Raw genomic sequence first — 17,936 nt, 5'->3', positions numbered from 1 at the left:
CGGCCGCTCAGTCGTCGGTCGTCGCCGGGCTGGGCCGGGGGCAGTCCCGGGCTGCAGCCGACACGGCGCCGCCGTGGTTGTCGTTCTCGCCGCCGGTCGCGTCGCTGCGGGCCACCGCCGACACGCACCGGCCGTGCAAGCCCTGCGCCCCGTCGGCACCGGTCTTCGCCGTCTCCGGCTTGCCGGTCTTGTCCGGCCGGTCGGCCTTGTCCGCCTCGCCGGTCTTCTCCGGCTTGCCGGCGTCGGAGGGTCGACCCGCGTCGGTGGGCCGCCCGGTGGCCTGCGTGCTGTCCGGGGTCTCGGACCCGTCGGCCACCGTGCGCACCTCGCTGACCCCGTCCAGGCCCGGCGCCCCGGCGACCGCCCAGGCCCCGCCGATCCCGCCCAGGAGCGCCGCGGCCACCAGCAGGGTCGTGGTGCGACCGCGGGCAGCGAGCGACTGGAACAGACCCGGCGACATCACGACTCCCAGGGGCGGGGGCTGCCGCACGGCAGACCGGCCCGACCGTTCATCGTCAGCAGAGGTGGATCGTTACGCCGCCGCTGGGCGCGACGTGGTCAGAGGGTGGAGACGAGGGGACTTGAACCCCTAACCCCCGCCTTGCAAAGGCGGTGCTCTGCCAGTTGAGCTACGTCCCCTGGTCGGTCGACCCGGCGCCCGGGCTCAGGGGCGGTCCGTGACCTCGGCCCAGAGGTCCTGCTCGGCCTCGCGGTCGGCCTGGATCTTGCGATAGGCGACGACGCCTCCGACGGCCGCGATGACGGCCACGAGCAGCTTCTTGGACATCCGGATCCCCTGACCTCGGGTGGCCCGCCCACCCGGTCGGGACCAGGGGCGGGGGAGTGGGCCTAAGTGGACTTGAACCACTGACCTCTGCCTTATCAGGGCAGCGCTCTAACCAACTGAGCTATAGGCCCGCGCGCCGCGAAAGACTACCCCACCGCGTGCGGGGCGACCCAACCGATCCGCGCCCTGCGACCGGGCTCAGACGTCCTCGGTGAAGGTCACGTGCAGCCCGCCGACCAGGCTCGCCGCCATGTTGTAGAGGAAGGCCGCCAGGGTGCAGAGGGCGGTCATCAGCACGACGTTGACGACCGCCAGCACCAGGGTCAGGGAGAGCACCCTGCTCAGGCCGACGTAGTCGAGGATGTCGACGCCCTGGGCGTTGTCGCTGGAGCGGGTGATGCTCTCGACGGTGCCGCCGACGGAGTCGAAGACCCCCATGGTGTCCAGCACCGACCACACGACGAAGACCGCCACGACGGCCACCACCGCGAGGGCCACGGCGAGCAGGAAGGAGAGCTTCATGACCGACCACGGGTCGACCCGGGCCAGGACCAGCCGGGCCTTCCGGGCCCGCGGCCGACCGGCCGGGCGGGACGTGGTCGTGGCGGGCGCGGCGTCGCGGACCGGAGGCATGGTGGCCGTCGGCTGACCGCCGGCGCTGCGCCACGCCTCGCTCGGAGCGTTGGGCGAGCTCACTCGTCGGACCCCTCTTCAGCCGGCGACCCGTCCGCCGCGCCCGTCTCGGGTGCGGCCGGCAGGTCGGTCTCGTCCACCTCGTCCACCTCGTCGACGACTGCCCGCTCGGCGTTGCGGGCGATCGCCACCACGGTGTCATTCTCCCCCAGCGAGACGAACCGCACTCCCATGGTGACACGTCCGGTCGGGTTGACCTCCCCGACCGACACCCGGGTCACCCCGCCGGACGCCTTGATGGTGAAGACCTCGTCGCTCTCGTCGACCACCAGCGCCCCCACCAGGGAGCCCCTGGCTTCGGAGAACTTCATGGCCTGGATGCCGGAGCCGCCCCGGCCCTGGATGCGGTACTCACCCAGGTCGGAGCGCTTGGCGAAGCCCGCGTCGGTGACCGTGAAGACGGTGGCCCCGGGCCGGGCGACCTCCATCACCAGCAGCTCGTCGTCGCCCTTGAAGGTCATGCCCTTGACGCCGGAGGTGGCCCGGCCCATCGGGCGCAGGGAGTCGTCGGTCGCGGTGAAGCGGACCGACATCGCCTTGCGGCTGACCAGCAGGAGGTCGTCGTCGGCCGACACCAGCCGCGCCGAGATCAGCTCGTCGCCCACCCCGTCCTCGTCCTCACGCAGGTTGATGGCGATCAGGCCGCCGGTGCGGTTGGAGTCGTACTCGGTGAGCCGGGTCTTCTTCACCAGGCCCCGCTTGGTCGCCAGCACCAGGAACGGTGCGACCTCGTAGTCCTTGAGGTCGATGATCTGCGCGATCGTCTCGTCGGGCTGGAACGCGAGCAGGTTGGCCACGTGCTGCCCGCGGGCGTCCCGGCCCGCGTCGGGCAGCTGGTAGGCCTTCGCCCGGTAGACCCGGCCCTTGTTGGTGAAGAACAGGATCCAGTGGTGCGTGGTCGTCACGAAGAAGTGCTCGACCAGGTCGTCCTGGCGCAGCTGGGCACCGCGCACGCCCTTGCCGCCACGTCGCTGCGCCCGGTAGAGGTCGGTGCGGGTCCGCTTCGCATAGCCACCACGGGTGATGGTGACGACGACGTCCTCCTCCGGGATGAAGTCCTCGGCGGACATGTCGCCCTCGTAGGGCACCAGCTGGGTACGGCGCTCGTCACCGTACTTCTCGACGATCTCGGCGAGCTCGTCGCGAACGATCTGCCGCTGGCGCTCCTCCGACGCGAGGATCGCGGTGTACTCCTCGATCTCGCGCATCAGCTGCTCGTAGCGGTCCTCGATCTCCTGCCGCTCCAGGGCGGCCAGGCGGCGCAGCTGCATGTTGAGGATCTCGACGGCCTGGATCTCGTCGATCTCGAGCAGCTCGATCAGCCCGTCGCGGGCCGCCTCGGCCGACGCGCTCGCCCGGATCAGGGCGATGACCTCGTCGATGCGCTCCAGCGCCTTGAGCAGGCCGCGCAGGACGTGTGCCCGCCGCTCCGCCTCGGCGAGCAGGTAGCGGGTGCGCCGGACGATGACCTCGATCTGGTGCGTGGTCCAGTGCCGGATGAAGGCGTCGAGGGCGAGGGTGCGCGGCACGCCGTCGACCAGCGCGAGCATGTTGCAGCCGAAGGTGTCCTGCAGCTGGGTGTGCTTGTAGAGGTTGTTGCGCACGACGCTGGCGACCGCGTCGCGCTTCAGCACGACGACCAGCCGCATGCCGGTGCGCGAGGACGAGTCGTCGCGAAGGTCGGCGATGCCCTGGACCTTGCCGCTGTCGGCGAGCTCGGCGATCTTGCGCGCGAGGGCGTCGGGGTTGACCTGGTAGGGCAGCTCGGTGATGACGAGGACGGTCCGGCCGCGGTTGTCCTCCTCGACCTCCACGACGGCGCGCATCGTGACCGACCCACGGCCGGTGGTGTAGGCGTCGCGGATGCCGTTGGTGCCGACGATCAGGCCCTTGGTCGGGAAGTCGGGACCCTTGATCCGCTCGAGCAGCGCGGCGAGCAGGTCCTCGTGCGAGGCGTCGGGGTGGTCCAGGTGCCACATCACGCCAGACGCGACCTCGCGCAGGTTGTGCGGCGGGATGTTGGTGGCCATGCCGACCGCGATGCCGCCGGACCCGTTGACCAGCAGGTTGGGGAAGCGCGCCGGCAGCACCGACGGCTCCTGCTGACGGCCGTCGTAGTTCGGCGAGAAGTCGACCGTGTCCCGGTCGATGTCGCGCACCATATCCATCGCGAGCGGCGCCAGCCGGCACTCGGTGTTGTGGCTGACGATCCCGTTGGTGATGAAGGCGTGGTCCTCCGTGTCGACGCGGAAGGACCAGACCGGTGCGACGCCGGCGTGCCTGACCTCGGCGACCTCGGCGTAGTAGTAGCGCCCGTCAACGAGGGGTTCGACCACCCGACGGGCTTCGTCGTTCTGCACGTGCGACCAGATCAGCTCGCCGTCGTGTTCCCACCGTTCGATGCGGTCGATGTTGTGGTACTTCAACCAGGACCGGCTCGCCCCTGCGGCCGGCCCAGCCGAGCGCAGGTAGTCGCCGACGAACGGCACCTGATCGCTCGAGAGCGAGGCGCTCGTCGCCGGGATCGAAGCCAGGATCCGAGTCAGCTTCAGCTGCTTGCGGCCGAGGAAGCCGACCCGGTTCGCGAAGAGTCGAGCGTCGCGCCGGTTGCCGATGTAGACCTTGTACTCTCCTGTGGCTTGTCGACACTGGCGCGAGACGATCCCGAACTCGAGGAGCATGTCCTGCACGTCTTGCGCGAGCCGAGGGCTTCGCGTCGAGTAGGAGATCTGGACGGTGTTGCGAGGCAGCGCGGAGGTCGATCCGTCGCCCTCGAAGAGCGCCTGCAGGAACCGGCGCTTGAATGCCGTTCCCGAGTGCCAGACGAGAAGTGGGATGGACTTCTCGGCACTGCGCGATCCGGCCAGGACGGCGAGAGGCGAGGTGTTGAGGTGGCTCATGGACTGGACGTCGAGCTCGATGAGCCGCTGACCCGACCCGATCAGCCGCTCGTACACGTAGCGGGACCCGCCTACCACCCGGTCGTACGCCGCCACGACCTGGCCGAAGAAGTCCTCGTCCTCGTTGTTGAACCCGGCACGTCCCGCCGACACCCAGCCTTCAGAGACGAAGGCACCGAGCAGCAGCGCCGTGGCTTCCTGCATCTCGTCGGGCATCTCGTCCGCCACCGGGTCGCCCCGGTGTACGACGACACGGTCACCGGCCTGCACCTCGGACAGCAGCTTCCACAGCAGCATCGGAACACCGGTGGCGTTGACCAGGCACAGCACCGGGTGGTTCTCGGTGCCGGTCACCGTGTAGCCCTCGCGGGTGGTCATGCGCAGCGTCGGGTGCTCACCGGAATGGAAGAGCATCGATGCCGACACCGGCTCTCCCCGGCGGCCGAGCAGCTTGACGTCACTCAGCATCGTGTCCGAGTTGGGTACGGCGTCAGGAGCGACGTCGCCGATCCGCCAGGTCTCCCCACCGGCTGATCGGACTCGGGTGTCGCCGGTCACGCAGTAGCGCATGGCTGCTTGCCGGTCGTCGCCCGGCGATCCGAAGTTGCCCTGGCTGTGCACCAGCGGGTAGCGCAGCGACCACGGCTGCCCGAGCCGCACCAAGGTGTCGTAGATCGCGGTGTCGCCGTGCGGGTGGTACTGGCCCATGACGTCACCGACGACGCGCGAGCACTTGGAGAAGCCGCGGTCCGGCCGGTAGCCCCCGTCGTACATCGCGTAGAGCACCCGGCGGTGCACCGGCTTGAGGCCGTCCCGCACGTCGGGGAGCGCGCGCTGCACGATGACGCTCATCGCGTAGTCGAGGTACGACCGCTGCATCTCGACCTGCAGGTCGACCGGCTCGATGCGGCCGTGCGGCCCGACCGGCGGGACGTCGGTGGTGTCAGTCACGGAAGGGGTCTCCTAGATGGCAGTCGTACGTCGTCAGGCGCTCGCCCCGGCAGGCCGGGGCAAGCTCAGATGTCGAGGAACCGGACGTCCTTCGCGTTGCGCTGGATGAACTTGCGACGGCTGTCGACGTCCTCGCCCATCAGCTCGGTGAACAGCACGTCGGCCAGGGCGGCGTTCTCGAGCGTGACCTGCAGCAGGATCCGCTTCTCCGGGTCCATCGTGGTGTCCCAGAGCTCGTCGTTGTTCATCTCGCCGAGGCCCTTGTAGCGCTGCACGCCGTCGTCCTTGAGCAGCTTCTTGCCCGCGGCCTGACCAGCGTCGATCAGCGCGTCGCGCTCGCGGTCGGAGTAGGCGTACTCCGGCTCGGCCGGCCGCGCCCACTTCAGCTTGTAGAGCGGTGGCTGGGCGAGGAAGACGTGGCCCTGCTCGACCACCTCGGGCATGAAGCGGAACAGCAGGGTGAGCAACAGGGTGCGGATGTGCTGGCCGTCGACGTCGGCGTCGGCCATCAGCACCACCTTGTGGTAGCGCAGCCGTGCCAGGTCGAACTCGTCGCCCTGGATGCCGGTGCCCAGCGCGGAGATGATGGCCTGCACCTCCTGGTTGCCCAGGACGCGGTCCAGCCGGGCGCGCTCGACGTTGAGGATCTTGCCGCGGATCGGGAGGATCGCCTGGGTGCGCTGGTCACGGCCCTGCTTGGCCGGGCCGCCGGCGGAGTCGCCCTCGACGATGAAGAGCTCGCACTCCTCGGGGTTGGTCGACTGGCAGTCGGCGAGCTTGCCGGGCAGCGAGCCGCCGCCGAGCAGACCCTTGCGGCTGCGCGCCGCGTCCCGAGCCTTGCGGGCGGCGAGCCGGGCGACCGCAGCACCCTGCGCCTTGCGCGCGATGTCCTTGCCCTCGCCGGGGTTCTTCTCGAACCACTCGCCGAGCTTGTCGTTGACGATCTTCTGCACGAAGGACTTCGCCTCGGTGTTGCCGAGCTTGGTCTTGGTCTGGCCCTCGAACTGCGGCTCGGCCAGCTTGACGCTGACGATCGCGGTCAGACCCTCGCGGACGTCGTCGCCGGTGAGGTTGGCGTCCTTCTCCCTCAGGATCCCCCAGTCCCGCGCGAATCGGTTGACCAGCGTGGTCAGCGCCGCCCGGAAGCCCTCCTCGTGGGTGCCGCCCTCGTGGGTGTTGATGGTGTTCGCGAAGGTGTGCACGGACTCGGTGAAGCCGGTGTTCCACTGCATCGCCACGTCGAGCGACAGGCCGCCGTCGATGTACTCCGACTCGGCCTCGAAGGCCACCACGGTGCGGTGCACCGGGTCCTTGTGCGCCCCGAGGAACTCGACGTAGTCGACCAGACCGCCGTCGTAGGAGTAGACGACCTCGGTGAGGGTGGTCTCCTCGACCTCGTCGTGCTCCTTCTCCTCGGCCTTCGCCGGCCGCTCGTCGCGCAGGGCGATGGTGAGCCCCTTGTTGAGGAAGGCCATCTCGCGCAGCCGGTTGGAGAGCTTCTCGAAGCTGTACTCCGTCGTCTCGAAGACCTCCGGCGACGCCCAGAAGGTGATCGTGGTCCCGGCGCGGTCGGTGGCCGGGCCCTTGGCGAGCGGCGCGTCCGGCACGCCGACCGAGTAGGACTGCGTCCAGACGTGGCCGTCGCGGTAGATCTCGACGTCCAGCCGCGACGACAGCGCGTTGACGACGGAGACACCGACGCCGTGCAGACCACCGGACACCTTGTAGCCGCCCCCGCCGAACTTGCCGCCGGCGTGCAGCACGGTGAGCACCACCTCGACCGCCGGCTTGCCCTCGCTGGCCACCTCGTCGACCGGGATGCCCCGGCCGTTGTCCTCGACCCGGACCCCGCCGTCGGCGAGCAGCGTCACCTCGATCCGGTCGGCGTGCCCGGCGAGCGCCTCGTCGACCGAGTTGTCGACCACCTCGGTGACCAGATGGTGCAGGCCGCGCTCGCCGGTGGAGCCGATGTACATGCCCGGGCGCTTGCGGACCGCCTCCAGGCCCTCGAGGACCTGGATGTTGCTGGCGTCGTAGACGCCCGCACCGTCCAGGTCGGCCAGCTCGGGCGACACGGGTGGGCCGGGGACGGGAGGGACGGCGGGGGAGGATCCAGTGGGCTCGGGCGGCTGGGCCGGCTGGGTCACGGGTCACCTTTCGTCGGGGCGCGCGGGGACCGGCTCGACGAGGGCGGAGCCCGCAGGGGGCGGCTGACGGCCGAGGACGGCACCGAGCGTGCGTACTGCCTCCATCCTACCTGTCCGTGGCCGCAGAAATGGCCGTCAGGGGCGTCTGGGGACGGTCGTGGCGGGCGAACGCGGGTGGGGATGGATCCCCCCACGCGGCCGGGGGCCGGCATGGCCCCGAGAGGCCGTCCGGCCGGCTGTCCGGAGCTGTCCGGAGCTGTCCGGAACTATCCGTAGGTGTCGCGAGGTCCCCGGCCCCGCACGCTGCGCAGGCCCCGCTTCCAGGAGGGCGCCGACGGCCCGCGCACGATCACCGAGGTGACCGCACCCGAGCCCAGCTCACCGGCCAGCCGGGCCAGCAGGGCCGGCGCGAGCAGCCGGATCTGGGTGGCCCACGCCGTGGAGTCGGCCTGCACCACCAGCTCGCCGTCCTGCCAGGACACCGGCTCCGCGTGCGCTGCGAGTTCCGGCCCGACGATCTGCGCCCAGCGGCCCATCACGCCGCCGACGGCCGCGTCGGTCTGCCAGCCGCGCTCCGCGACCAGGCGGTCCAGGGTCGGGCCGAGCAGCTGGGGGTCCCGGTCATCGGGATGGGCACCGCTGCGCTCCTCGGTGACCGGCCGCCGCCACCGGGAGCGCGCCCGGTCCGCCTCGTCACCGCTGCGGCGCTCCGGGGCCGGCGCCCGGCCGGGCGCGAAGCCGCGGCGGCGGGCCTCGGCCCGGGCCGCGGCCAGCGCCTGCCGGGCGACGGCCAGCCCCCGGGGCGCCTCGGCCCGGGTGCCGGGGTCGCCGGGGTCGCCGGGGTCGTCGGGCTCGTCGGGCTCGTCGGGGCTGCCGAGGTGATCGCTCACGCCACCCGCCGGACCTCGGCGCCGAGCACGTCGACGCGGTCGCCGGCCAGGGCCGCCGGCACGTCGGCCGGCACGGCGGCGGTCACCAGGACCTGCTCGGCACCGGCCACCAGCGCGGCCAGCCGCTCCCGGCGGTGGTCGTCGAGCTCGGCGAAGACGTCGTCGAGCACCAGCACCGGCTCGCCCCCGTCCCCGGCCTCGCCCCGCAGCAGGTCGTACGCCGCCAGCCGCAGCGCCAGCGCGAACGACCAGGACTCGCCATGGCTGGCGTAGCCCTTGGCCGGCAGCGGCCCCAGCGTCAGGACCAGCTCGTCGCGGTGCGGACCGACCAGGGAGACGCCGCGGTCGAGCTCCTGACGACGTACGTCCGTGAGCGCGGCCAGCAACCACTCCGCGAGGGCGCCGCGGTCACCGGTCGATGGGCCGTCACCCTCGACGCTGCTGCGGTAGGCGATCGTCGCCGGTCCCGCGGTCGTGACGCCCGGGCGGCCGGTGGTGTCGTCGGCGACCGCCGCGTAGGCCGCGCCGACGAGGGGCTGCAGCCCCTCGACCAGCGCGAGGCGGCCGGCCAGCAGCTCGGCGCCGGCGGTCGCGAGGTGGGCGTCCCACACCTCGAGCGTCGAGAGGTCGACGTCGCCCGGGCGGCCGCGCCGGGCTGCCGAGGCGGACTTCAGGAGGGCGTTGCGCTGGCGGAGCACCCGGTCGTAGTCGGCGCGCACGGCCGCGTAGCGGGGTGCCTGCAGCACCAGCAGCTCGTCGAGGAAGCGCCGGCGCTCTGCGGGGTCGCCCTTGACCAGCGCCAGGTCCTCGGGGGCGAACAGCACGCTGCGCAGGATGCCGAGCACCTCCCGGGGCCGCGTGACCGGCGAGCGGTTGACCCGCGCGCGGTTGGCCCGGCCGGGAACGATCTCCAGCTCGACCAGCAGCGCGCGGTCGCCGCGCACCACCTGGCCGCGCACCACCGCGCGCTCGGCACCGAGCCGCACCAGCGGGGCGTCCTGAGCGACCCGGTGCGAGCCAAGGGTCGCCAGGTAGCCGACCGCCTCGACGAGGTTGGTCTTGCCCTGGCCGTTGGGGCCGACGAACGCGGTCACGCCGGGGCCGAGCGGGAGCTCGACCTCGGTGTAGGACCGGAAGTCGTGCAGGGACAGGTGGCTGAGGTGCAAGAGGTGGACCGAGGGCGGCGGTCAGGCCGGCTTCTCGACCTCCTGCTTGGCCACCTTGGTCACGGCGTGGCCGCCGAACTGGTTGCGCAGGGCGGCCACCGCCTTCATCGCCGGGGAGTCGTCCTGGCGGGAGCCGAACCGGGCGAACAGCGCCGCCGACATGACGGGGGCGGGCACCGCGTGGTTGATGGCCTCCTCGATCGTCCAGCGTCCCTCGCCGGAGTCCTCGACGTAGCCCCGGATGTCGGCGAGCACGGGGTCCTCGTCGAGGGCGAGCACGAGCAGGTCGAGCAGCCACGAGCGGATCACGGTGCCCTGGGTCCAGGACCGGATCACGCCGGGCACGTCCTCGACGACGTGGGCGGCCTCGAGCAGCTCGTAGCCCTCGGCGTAGGCCTGCATCAGGCCGTACTCGATGCCGTTGTGCACCATCTTGGCGAAGTGGCCGGCCCCCACCGGACCGGCGTGCACGAAGCCTGACTCCCCCTCGGGCTTGAGGGCGTCGAAAGCCGGCTGGACCGTCGCGACGTCGGCGTCGGACCCGCCGACCATCAGCGCGTAGCCGTTGTCGAGGCCCCACACCCCGCCGGACACCCCGGCGTCGACGAAGCCGATGCCGTCCCGGCCGAGCATCGCCGCGTGGTCCTTGTCGTCGGTCCACCGCGAGTTGCCGCCGTCGACGACCACGTCACCCTCGGACAGCAGGCCGCCGAGCTCCTCGATGGTCGTCCGGGTGATCTCCCCCGCCGGGACCATCACCCACACCACCCGAGGCGAGGGCAGACGACCCACCATGTCCTCGAGCGACGAGGAGTCGCTCAGGTCGGCGTTGCGGTCGTAGCCGACCACCGTGTGTCCGGAGCGGCGCAGCCGCTCCCGCATGTTGCCGCCCATGCGGCCCAGCCCGACGAGTCCGATCTCCATGGTGGCGGCCCCTTCCCTGCTGCGACGCTGTGACTCCCCGTGGACTCCGCGTGCCTACGGACCGTGCCCTGCTCAGCCGGACAGCCGCACCGGCATCAGCAGGTAGCGGTAGTCGTCGCCGGCCGTGCTGTCTGCCGAGTCCTTGCCGGCGAGCACCGCCGGCCGGGTCGACGCGGTGAACCGCAGCTCGACGTGCGCGGCGTCGACGGCGCCCAGGCCGTCGAGCAGGTAGGCCGGGTTGAACGCGATCGAGATGTCGTCGCCGTCGAGAGCCGCGCCCAGCGACTCCGACGCCTGGGCCTCGTCGCCGGTGCCGGCCTCGAGAGTCAGCTCACCGGCGCCGAACGACAGCCGGATCGGGGTGTTGCGCTCTGCGACCAGCGCGACCCGACGCACCGACTCGACCAGGCTCGCGGTGTCGACGGTCGCCACGCTGGCCGACTCGCTGGGCAGCAGCGACTTGTACTTGGGGAACTCGCCGTCGAGCAGGCGGGACGTGGTGCGCCGGCCGCCGCCCTCGAAGCCGACCAGCCCGTCGCCGCCGGTCGCGCCGGCCAGGGCGAGCGTGACCTTGTCGGCGGCTGCCAGCGCCTTCGCGGTGTCTGAGAGGGTGCGGGCCGGCACCAGCGCGATCGCGGACAGCCCGGACTGCTCCGGTGTCCACGACAGCTCGCGCACGGCGAGGCGGTAGCGGTCGGTGGCCGCCATCGTGATGCGCTCGCCCTCGATCTCGACCCGGACGCCGGTGAGGACCGGCAGCGTGTCGTCGCGGCCGGCGGCGACCGACACCTGCGCCACCGCGGCCGCGAACAGGTCACCGTGCAGCGAGCCGGACGCGCCAGGCATCTCGGGCAGCGCCGGGTAGTCCTCGACCGGCAGGGTCAGCAGCGTGAAGCGGGACGAGCCGCAGGTCACGACCACCTTGGCGGCGTCGGTCGTCACCTCGACGGGCTTGGCCGGCAGGCTGCGGGAGATGTCGGCGAGCAGCCGGCCGCTGACCAGGGCCACACCCGGCTCGGCCACGTCAGCGGCGATCTCGACCCGGGCCGAGACCTCGTAGTCGAAGCTCGACAGCATCAGCCGGCCGCCCGAGGCGTCCAGCATGAGCCCGGCCAGGACGGGCACCGGGGGACGGGCCGGCAGGCTGCGTGCGGCCCAGGCCACCGCCTCCGCGAGCACGTCGCGCTCCACCCGGAACTTCACCCGACACCGCCTCCTTCGGTCTCCCCGCGCGCCCCGGCAGGGACGGGGACGCACGTCCGGACCGGTCGTCCCCAGTCCACGCGCCCCCTCATGTGTTGTGCCGATCCAACTCCATGGCTAGGTGTCATGGTCTCCTCAGGGGTGGTGGATCCTGGGGACGGCCGGCGTCCTTGCAGGTCAGAGGCTAGACCGGGGTGGGGACAGCCGGTGGGAACCCCTGCGGACACAGCGGGGCGGCCTGTGCACGGCCGCGGTCGTCCACCGGTGTCCACACCGTGTCCCCGCCTGGAACCCCGGCTTTCCACAGGCTTGTCCCCATGGTGTGAAAGGTCACCCGCGCGCGTCGGGGGTCGCGCGGGGCTCAACTGGCCCGCGCCTGGGACTTGATCCGGTTGGTCAGCTCGGTGACCTGGTTGTAGACGCTGCGCCGCTCGGCCATCAGCTGGCGGATCTTCTTGTCCGCGTGCATGACGGTCGTGTGGTCGCGGCCGCCGAACTGCTGCCCGATCTTGGGCAGCGACAGGTCGGTCAGCTCGCGGCAGAGGTACATCGCGATCTGGCGGGCGTTGACCAGGACCCGCGAGCGCGAGGACCCGCAGAGCTCCTCCATCGACTGGCCGAAGTAGGCCGCGGTCTGGGCCATGATCGTCGCGGCGGTGATCTCGGGCTGGGTGTTGTCCGGGATGAGGTCCTTCAGCACGATCTCGGCCAGCGCCAGGTCGACACCCTGGCGGTTGAGGCTCGCGAACGCGGTGACCCGGATGAGGGCGCCCTCGAGCTCGCGGATGTTGGTGGAGATCTTGCTGGCGATGAACTCCAGCACCTCGGGCGGGGCGTTGAGCTTCTCCTGGGCCGCTTTCTTGCGCAGGATCGCGATGCGGGTCTCCAGCTCGGGCGGCTGGACGTCGGTGATCAGGCCCCAGTGGAAGCGGTTGCGCAGGCGGTCCTCCAAGGTGACCAGCTGCTGGGGCGGCCGGTCGGAGGAGATGACGATCTGCTTGTTGGCGTTGTGCAGCGTGTTGAAGGTGTGGAAGAACTCCTCCTGCGTCTGCTCCTTGTTCTCGAGGAACTGGATGTCGTCCACGAGCAGGATGTCGACGTCGCGGTAGCGCCGGCGGAAGCCCTCGGCGCGGCCGTCGCGGATCGAGTTGATGAAGTCGTTGGTGAACTCCTCGGAGCTCACGTAGCGCACCCGGACGCCGTGGTAGAGGCTCATCCCGTAGTGGCCGATGGCGTGCAGCAGGTGGGTCTTGCCGAGGCCGGAGTCCCCGTAGATGAACAGCGGGTTGTACGCCTTGGCCGGTGCCTCGGCGACGGCGACGGCGGCCGCGTGGGCGAACCGGTTGCTCGAGCCGATGACGAACGTCTCGAAGAGGTAGCGCGGGTTGAGCCGCGTGGGCTCGGACTCCCGGCGCCCGCCGGGCTCGCGACCCGTGCCGGCCGGCTCGGTGACGTGCCCTGGGGTGTGCTCGTCGGCGTGGTCGTGGGTCAGGACGGTGTGGTGGCCGTCCCCCACCTGGGGGATGGACCCGTCGGGACCGGGCGAGGCCACCGAACCGGCTCCGGGCTCCGGGTCGACGGCGTCCAGGCTCGGGTCGACCACCACGGCGATCCGCACGTCGCGGCCGATCTCGTCGGCCAGCGCCCCGGTGATCGTCTCCCGCAGCCGCTGCTCGATGACGTCCTTGGCGAACTGGTGCGGCACCGACAGCAGTGCCGTGTCGCCCACCACGCCGTCCAGCCGGCTGAGCCCGATGAAGGCCCGGTGCTGCGGGCTGACCGACTCCTCCAGCGCCGCCCGCGCTCGGGTCCACGCGCTGTCCAGCGCCGGGTCGAGCGTGCGGTCGGCCACCTCGGTGGCGATGTCGTCGGTCACCCGGTCACCCTCTCCTGTCGGACCCGGCGCTCGGGCCCGGACGTGCTGCGCGCCGGTCCGGGCGGTGGCGCGCACGGCCTCCGCACGGTCGGGACGGAGCTGCTGACACTCCGTCCGGGTACGCGTCCACATGCTCGTCCACAGCCTGTGTACATCTGCTTGCCCGGAGATGTCCCGGTCTGGTGCGACCGTCGCACTCGGCAGGCTCCGCCGCACCCGTCGGGACGGCGCCCGCCGACGGCTGTGCGGACCACAGGGGAAGGGCCGACGACCGGTGTGACGCTAACAACCCGGCGGGACGGCCAGCAAGCGGTTGTCCACAACCCGTGCCGGAGATTTTGCCGGGCGACCGGCGTGCCGCGTCGCCGAGGCGCCGCTGCCGTGGTCCGATGAGCGGTTACGTGTGCCTGTCCCGCCGCCGGTTTGACCAGCGGCGACCGCCGACCGTACCGTTGTCCGTCGCGTCGACGACTGCTGCTGCGTCCCTCCGGGCACCGGGCGGTCTGCGCCTCGTCCACGCCCACCAGCCGTCCACCCGCCTGAGGTCCAGGAGCCCACGAGTGAGCAAGCGCACGTTCCAGCCGAACAACCGCCGCCGGGCCAAGACCCACGGCTTCCGCCTGCGGATGCGCACGCGCGCCGGCCGGGCCATCCTTGCGGCCCGGCGTTCCAAGGGTCGCACCCGCCTCTCGGCCTGAGCGGTGCTACCGGCCGGGTCCCGGCTGCGTCGACGCGCCGACTTCGTCGCGACCGTGCGCTCCACCCGAGGTGTCCGGGGCACCGGGCTGCTCGTCGTCCACGCGGCCACCCCGGATCGCACCACACCCGCCCTCTCGTCGGCGCCGACTGCGGCGCCCCGGGTGGGCTTCGTCGTCTCCCGAGCCGTGGGTGCCGCGGTCGTCCGCAACCGGGTGCGGCGCCGGCTTCGGCACCTGGTCGCCGACCAGCTGGACCGGATTCCTCCTGGCTCCCGGGTCGTCGTCCGCGCGCTCCCCGGCAGCGCCGTTGCGACGTACGACCAGCTTGGTGTCGCCCTGCGCACCGCCCTGGACCGGGCCCTGGACCGGGCAGAGCCGGCGGCGCCGGCATGAGCGGCGTGCGCCGGCTCGCGGTGGCGGTGCTCGTCCTGCCGATCCGGGCCTACCAGCTGCTGGTGTCCCCCCTGCTCGGGCCGCGGTGCCGGTTCTACCCGTCCTGCTCGACGTACGCCGTCGAGGCGCTGCGGGTGCACGGCCCGCTCCGGGGAACCTGGATGGCCGCCCGTCGGTTGCTTCGCTGCCACCCCTGGAACCCCGGTGGGCTCGATCCCGTGCCCCCGACCACCCGTCCGGAACGGCCGTCCGCTGACCGCGGCACCGACCCGGGCACCGCCACCCCGCAGGGAGCCGGACTGTGACTGCCCACCTGCTCGAGCCGCTCTACGCGGTCGTCACCGCAATCATGGTGGCGTTCCACAGCTTCTTCGAGTGGCTCGGCGTCGACCCGACCAGCGGGGTGGCCTGGGGCGGGGCGATCGTCGGCCTGGTGGTGGTCATCCGCATCCTGCTGATCCCGCTGTTCGTCAAGCAGATCAACGCCCAGCGCGGACTACAGATCCTGTCGCCGGAGATCAAGAAGATCCAGGCCAAGTACAAGGGCAAGACCGACCCGGAGAGTCGGCAGAAGCAGCAGCAAGAGATGATGAAGCTCTACCGCGACAACGGCACCAACCCGCTCGCGAGCTGCCTGCCGATCCTGCTGCAGGCGCCCATCTTCTTCGCACTTTTCCACGTGCTCAACGGCATCGGGCAGGACCCGCCCGACGGCAAGGCCTACCTGACGACCAGCCTGGCCAAGCAGGCCTCCGAGGCCACCATCTTCGGCGCTCCCCTTTCCGACAAGTTCCTGGGCGCCGACAGCCTCCACGTGCAGATCGTCTGCGCCGTCATGATCGTGCTGATGTCGGCGACGACGTTCCTGACGCAGAAGCAGCTCATGAGCAAGAACATGCCGGCCGACGCGATGAACAACCCGTTCGCGCAGCAGCAGAAGATCCTGCTCTACGTCTTCCCGCTGGTGTTCGCCGTCAGCGGGGTCAACTTCCCGATCGGCGTGCTGCTCTACTGGCTGACCACCAACCTGTGGTCGATGGGCCAACAGTTCTACGTGATCCGCCGCAACCCTTCCCCCGGGTCGCCGGCGTTCGAGGCACTGGAGAAGCGCAGGGCGGCCAAGGCCGCCAAGCATCCTGCGGCGGCGGCCGGCTCGGGTGCAGCCGCGATCCCCAATTCGCCGGCCACCGGTTCGCCGGCCACCGGCTCGCCGGCCGAGGGCGCGTCGGCCGACGCCTCCCCCAACGGGACCGGTCCGACGCCCGAGGGTGGGCCGGGCGGCAAGTCCTCGTCCAGGCAGCGACAACAGCCCAGGAAGGCGAAGAAGAAGAGGTAGCGCCCGGGCCCTGGAGCGCCGCCCCGAGCGACTGCCCGGCCCGCGATGCCCGACAACCCCACAGCCGGCCCCCAGCGGGCGATAGAGAAGGAACGGTCCAGGTGAACGAGTTGAACGGGTTGAACGGGTTGAACGGGTCGAGCGAGTCGAGCGAGTTCAGCGACGTGAGCGAGCCCGGCGCTGAGGCCGCGACCAGCAGCCGCTCAGCCACCCGCACGGCGGTCGACCTCGAGCGCGAGGGCGAGATCGCCGCGGACTACCTGGAGGAGCTGCTGGACATCGCCGACCTCGACGGCGACATCGACATGGACGTCGAGCGCGACCGCGCGCTGGTCTCCATCGTGGGCGGCGACCTCGACGACCTGGTCGGCCGGGACGGCGTCGTCCTCGAGGCGATCCAGGAGCTGACCCGGCTCGCGGTGCTGACCGCCACCGGGAGCCGCAGCCGGCTGATGCTGGACATCGGTGGTTACCGCGCCGGCCGCCGCGCGGTCCTGAGCGAGCTCGGCCGGACCACCGCCGAGGAGGTCCGGGGCACCGGCGAGCCGGTGCGGCTGGAGCCGATGAGCCCCTTCGAGCGCAAGATCGTGCACGACGCCGTGGCGGAGGCCGGTCTGCGCAGCGAGAGCGAGGGCGAGGAGCCGCGGCGGTTCGTCGTCGTGCTTCCGCGCTGACCACGCGGTCGGCGAGCCGGTCGTGAGTGCGGCTCCGGTTTCACGTGAAACGGCAGTTGCCGCGCTGTTCGGGGACCGAGTCGGTCGGCTGCACCGCTACGCAGACCTGCTGGCCACCACTGGCATCGAACGCGGCCTGGTCGGGCCTCGCGAGCAGGACCGGATCTGGGACCGGCACGTCCTGAACTCGGCAGCGATGACGCCGTTGCTGCCGCGCACCGGGTCGGTCCTGGACGTCGGAAGCGGTGCGGGGCTTCCCGGTGTGCCGCTCGCCCTGGCCCGTCCCGACCTGTCCGTCGTCCTGTTGGAGCCTCTGCTGCGCCGGGCCACCTTCCTGCAGGAGGTGGTGGTCGAGCTGAGGCTGACCAACGTGCGTGTACGGCGGGCCCGGGCCGAGGAGGTGGTCGGGGACGAGCGGGCAGATGCGGTGGTGTCGCGGGCGGTCGCTCCGCTGCCGAGGCTGCTCGGCTGGTGCCTGCCACTGACCGCGCCCGGAGGGACGGTGCTGGCGCTGAAGGGAGACCGTGGCGGGGACGAGCTGGCTGCTGCCGAGGCCAGCCTGCCCGCCCTCGGAGTCACTTCGTGGCGCCTCGAGGAGGTCGGCGCCGATCTCGGCCTCGACCCGGTGCGGGTGGTCCGAATGGTCCGCGGAGGCTGAGTCGCTGCTGCCGGCAGCTACCAGCCGGTCCAGGTCGCCCCGCGGCGCCGCCCGACGGATCGGCCCCCGTACGCCGGCTGTCTCAGCACCGCGCCACGTGGGCCGGCCGCCTTCTGTGGACGATCGCTGGCGTGTCGGCCTGCCGGCGCCGTAGGGTCGGCCCGCACCAGCCCGTCGGATCTCGGGCTCGGTCCTTCCCCAGCACCATCCGGCCAGCCGGTTCGCCGAGCTGGCTGCTCTTCGCGCCCGCGACCTGCAGGAGGAACCCGCTCGATGAGCTCGACCACCACGCCAGTCCGGGACGGGCTCGGCTGGCCTGGAGCAGGGGCACCGGATGACCCGGCTGGAGGCGTCGCGGCCGGCCTCGGCTGGCCGGAGCCCGCGAACTCGGGGGCGCAGGAAGCCAGCCGCGCACCGAGCCAGCCCGTCGAGCCGGGGCCCGCCGCACTCGACCTCACCGAGGAGGTGGCGGCCGCACCGTCACGGATCGGCGCGGGCGCTACGCCCAATCCAGGCGTGGACCCGCCTTCCAGCGCAGGTCTCGCTGCCGCCGGGGCGGCCCGTGTGCTCCATGCTCCGATTCGACGGGACACTCGGCCTGTTTCACGTGAAACCAGTGCCGGGGAGCTGCCCGATCTGG

16 protein-coding genes and 2 tRNA genes are annotated in these 17,936 nt (G+C 71.7%); 6 read left to right on the top strand and 12 right to left on the bottom strand.

The window, feature by feature from the left end:
- Nucleotides 1-7: 7 nt before the first annotated feature.
- From VK640_15410 to dnaA, 12 genes are all read right to left on the bottom strand, one after another.
- Nucleotides 8-460 (bottom strand): hypothetical protein, encoded by a 453-nt coding sequence (locus VK640_15410; protein ID HTE74564.1) that lies wholly within the window; start codon nt 458-460, stop codon nt 8-10.
- A 106-nt stretch (nt 461-566) separates the two neighbouring features.
- Nucleotides 567-639, bottom strand: a tRNA-Ala gene (locus VK640_15405).
- A gap of 25 nt (nt 640-664) precedes the next feature.
- Complete coding sequence (locus tag VK640_15400; protein HTE74563.1) at nt 665-787, bottom strand: DLW-39 family protein; 123 nt, start codon at nt 785-787, stop codon at nt 665-667.
- A gap of 57 nt (nt 788-844) precedes the next feature.
- Nucleotides 845-918: transfer RNA gene (locus VK640_15395), tRNA-Ile, on the bottom strand.
- Between the two features lie 67 nt (nt 919-985).
- Nucleotides 986-1,483, bottom strand: coding sequence for a DUF3566 domain-containing protein (locus VK640_15390; protein ID HTE74562.1), 498 nt, complete (start codon nt 1,481-1,483; stop codon nt 986-988).
- Nucleotides 1,480-5,331, bottom strand: coding sequence for an intein-containing DNA gyrase subunit A (gene gyrA, locus VK640_15385; GenBank protein ID HTE74561.1), 3,852 nt, complete (start codon nt 5,329-5,331; stop codon nt 1,480-1,482). Before gyrA ends, VK640_15390 begins: the two co-directional genes overlap by 4 nt.
- Before the next feature lie 65 nt (nt 5,332-5,396).
- Complete coding sequence (gene gyrB, locus VK640_15380; protein HTE74560.1) at nt 5,397-7,406, bottom strand: DNA topoisomerase (ATP-hydrolyzing) subunit B; 2,010 nt, start codon at nt 7,404-7,406, stop codon at nt 5,397-5,399.
- Between the two features lie 338 nt (nt 7,407-7,744).
- A complete protein-coding gene (locus tag VK640_15375) occupies nt 7,745-8,368 on the bottom strand; it encodes a DciA family protein (protein HTE74559.1) in 624 nt (207 codons plus the stop codon).
- Nucleotides 8,365-9,534, bottom strand: a complete 1,170-nt coding sequence (gene recF, locus VK640_15370; protein HTE74558.1) for a DNA replication/repair protein RecF — start codon at nt 9,532-9,534, stop codon at nt 8,365-8,367. The genes VK640_15375 and recF overlap by 4 nt, the downstream gene beginning before the upstream one ends.
- A 21-nt stretch (nt 9,535-9,555) precedes the next feature.
- Nucleotides 9,556-10,458, bottom strand: coding sequence for a decarboxylating 6-phosphogluconate dehydrogenase (gnd, locus tag VK640_15365; protein ID HTE74557.1), 903 nt, complete (start codon nt 10,456-10,458; stop codon nt 9,556-9,558).
- A gap of 72 nt (nt 10,459-10,530) precedes the next feature.
- Nucleotides 10,531-11,661 carry a DNA polymerase III subunit beta gene (gene dnaN / locus VK640_15360; GenBank protein HTE74556.1) on the bottom strand — a complete coding sequence of 377 codons (1,131 nt, stop codon included), beginning with the start codon at nt 11,659-11,661 and terminating at the stop codon, nt 10,531-10,533.
- A 361-nt stretch (nt 11,662-12,022) separates the two neighbouring features.
- Nucleotides 12,023-13,486, bottom strand: coding sequence for a chromosomal replication initiator protein DnaA (gene dnaA / locus VK640_15355; GenBank protein ID HTE74555.1), 1,464 nt, complete (start codon nt 13,484-13,486; stop codon nt 12,023-12,025).
- A gap of 611 nt (nt 13,487-14,097) precedes the next feature.
- On the opposite strand from dnaA, the gene rpmH reads away from it, so the two are divergent.
- From rpmH to rsmG, 6 genes are all read left to right on the top strand, one after another.
- On the top strand, nt 14,098-14,235 hold the full coding sequence (gene rpmH / locus VK640_15350) for a 50S ribosomal protein L34 (GenBank protein HTE74554.1): 138 nt from the start codon (nt 14,098-14,100) through the stop codon (nt 14,233-14,235).
- A 3-nt stretch (nt 14,236-14,238) separates the two neighbouring features.
- Complete coding sequence (gene rnpA / locus VK640_15345) at nt 14,239-14,628, top strand: ribonuclease P protein component (protein ID HTE74553.1); 390 nt, start codon at nt 14,239-14,241, stop codon at nt 14,626-14,628.
- A complete protein-coding gene (gene yidD, locus VK640_15340; GenBank protein HTE74552.1) occupies nt 14,625-14,933 on the top strand; it encodes a membrane protein insertion efficiency factor YidD in 309 nt (102 codons plus the stop codon). The genes rnpA and yidD overlap by 4 nt, the downstream gene beginning before the upstream one ends.
- The gene (gene yidC / locus VK640_15335; protein ID HTE74551.1) at nt 14,930-15,964 is read left to right on the top strand and encodes a membrane protein insertase YidC; all 1,035 of its coding nucleotides are present in this window, start codon (nt 14,930-14,932) and stop codon (nt 15,962-15,964) included. Before yidD ends, yidC begins: the two co-directional genes overlap by 4 nt.
- Nucleotides 15,965-16,065: 101 nt before the next feature.
- A complete protein-coding gene (locus VK640_15330) occupies nt 16,066-16,638 on the top strand; it encodes a R3H domain-containing nucleic acid-binding protein (protein HTE74550.1) in 573 nt (190 codons plus the stop codon).
- Nucleotides 16,639-16,660: 22 nt separating this feature from the next.
- Complete coding sequence (gene rsmG / locus VK640_15325; protein ID HTE74549.1) at nt 16,661-17,296, top strand: 16S rRNA (guanine(527)-N(7))-methyltransferase RsmG; 636 nt, start codon at nt 16,661-16,663, stop codon at nt 17,294-17,296.
- Nucleotides 17,297-17,936: the final 640 nt, after the last annotated feature.

The organism is Actinomycetes bacterium, from assembly GCA_035489715.1.
Lineage (GTDB): Bacteria > Actinomycetota > Actinomycetes > JACCUZ01 > JACCUZ01 > DATHAP01.
The sequence above is the reverse complement of the archived record's forward strand: the minus strand, read 5'-3'. Positions and strand labels throughout refer to the sequence as shown.

What these genes read in the sequence shown, in the direction of transcription:
- yidD (HTE74552.1), top strand. Translation starts at nt 14,625, where the DNA reads ATGAGCGGCGTGCGCCGGCTCGCGGTGGCGGTGCTCGTCCTGCCGATC.
- gnd (HTE74557.1), bottom strand. Translation starts at nt 10,458, where the DNA reads ATGGAGATCGGACTCGTCGGGCTGGGCCGCATGGGCGGCAACATGCGG.
- VK640_15410 (HTE74564.1), bottom strand. Translation starts at nt 460, where the DNA reads ATGTCGCCGGGTCTGTTCCAGTCGCTCGCTGCCCGCGGTCGCACCACG.
- VK640_15400 (HTE74563.1), bottom strand. Translation starts at nt 787, where the DNA reads ATGTCCAAGAAGCTGCTCGTGGCCGTCATCGCGGCCGTCGGAGGCGTC.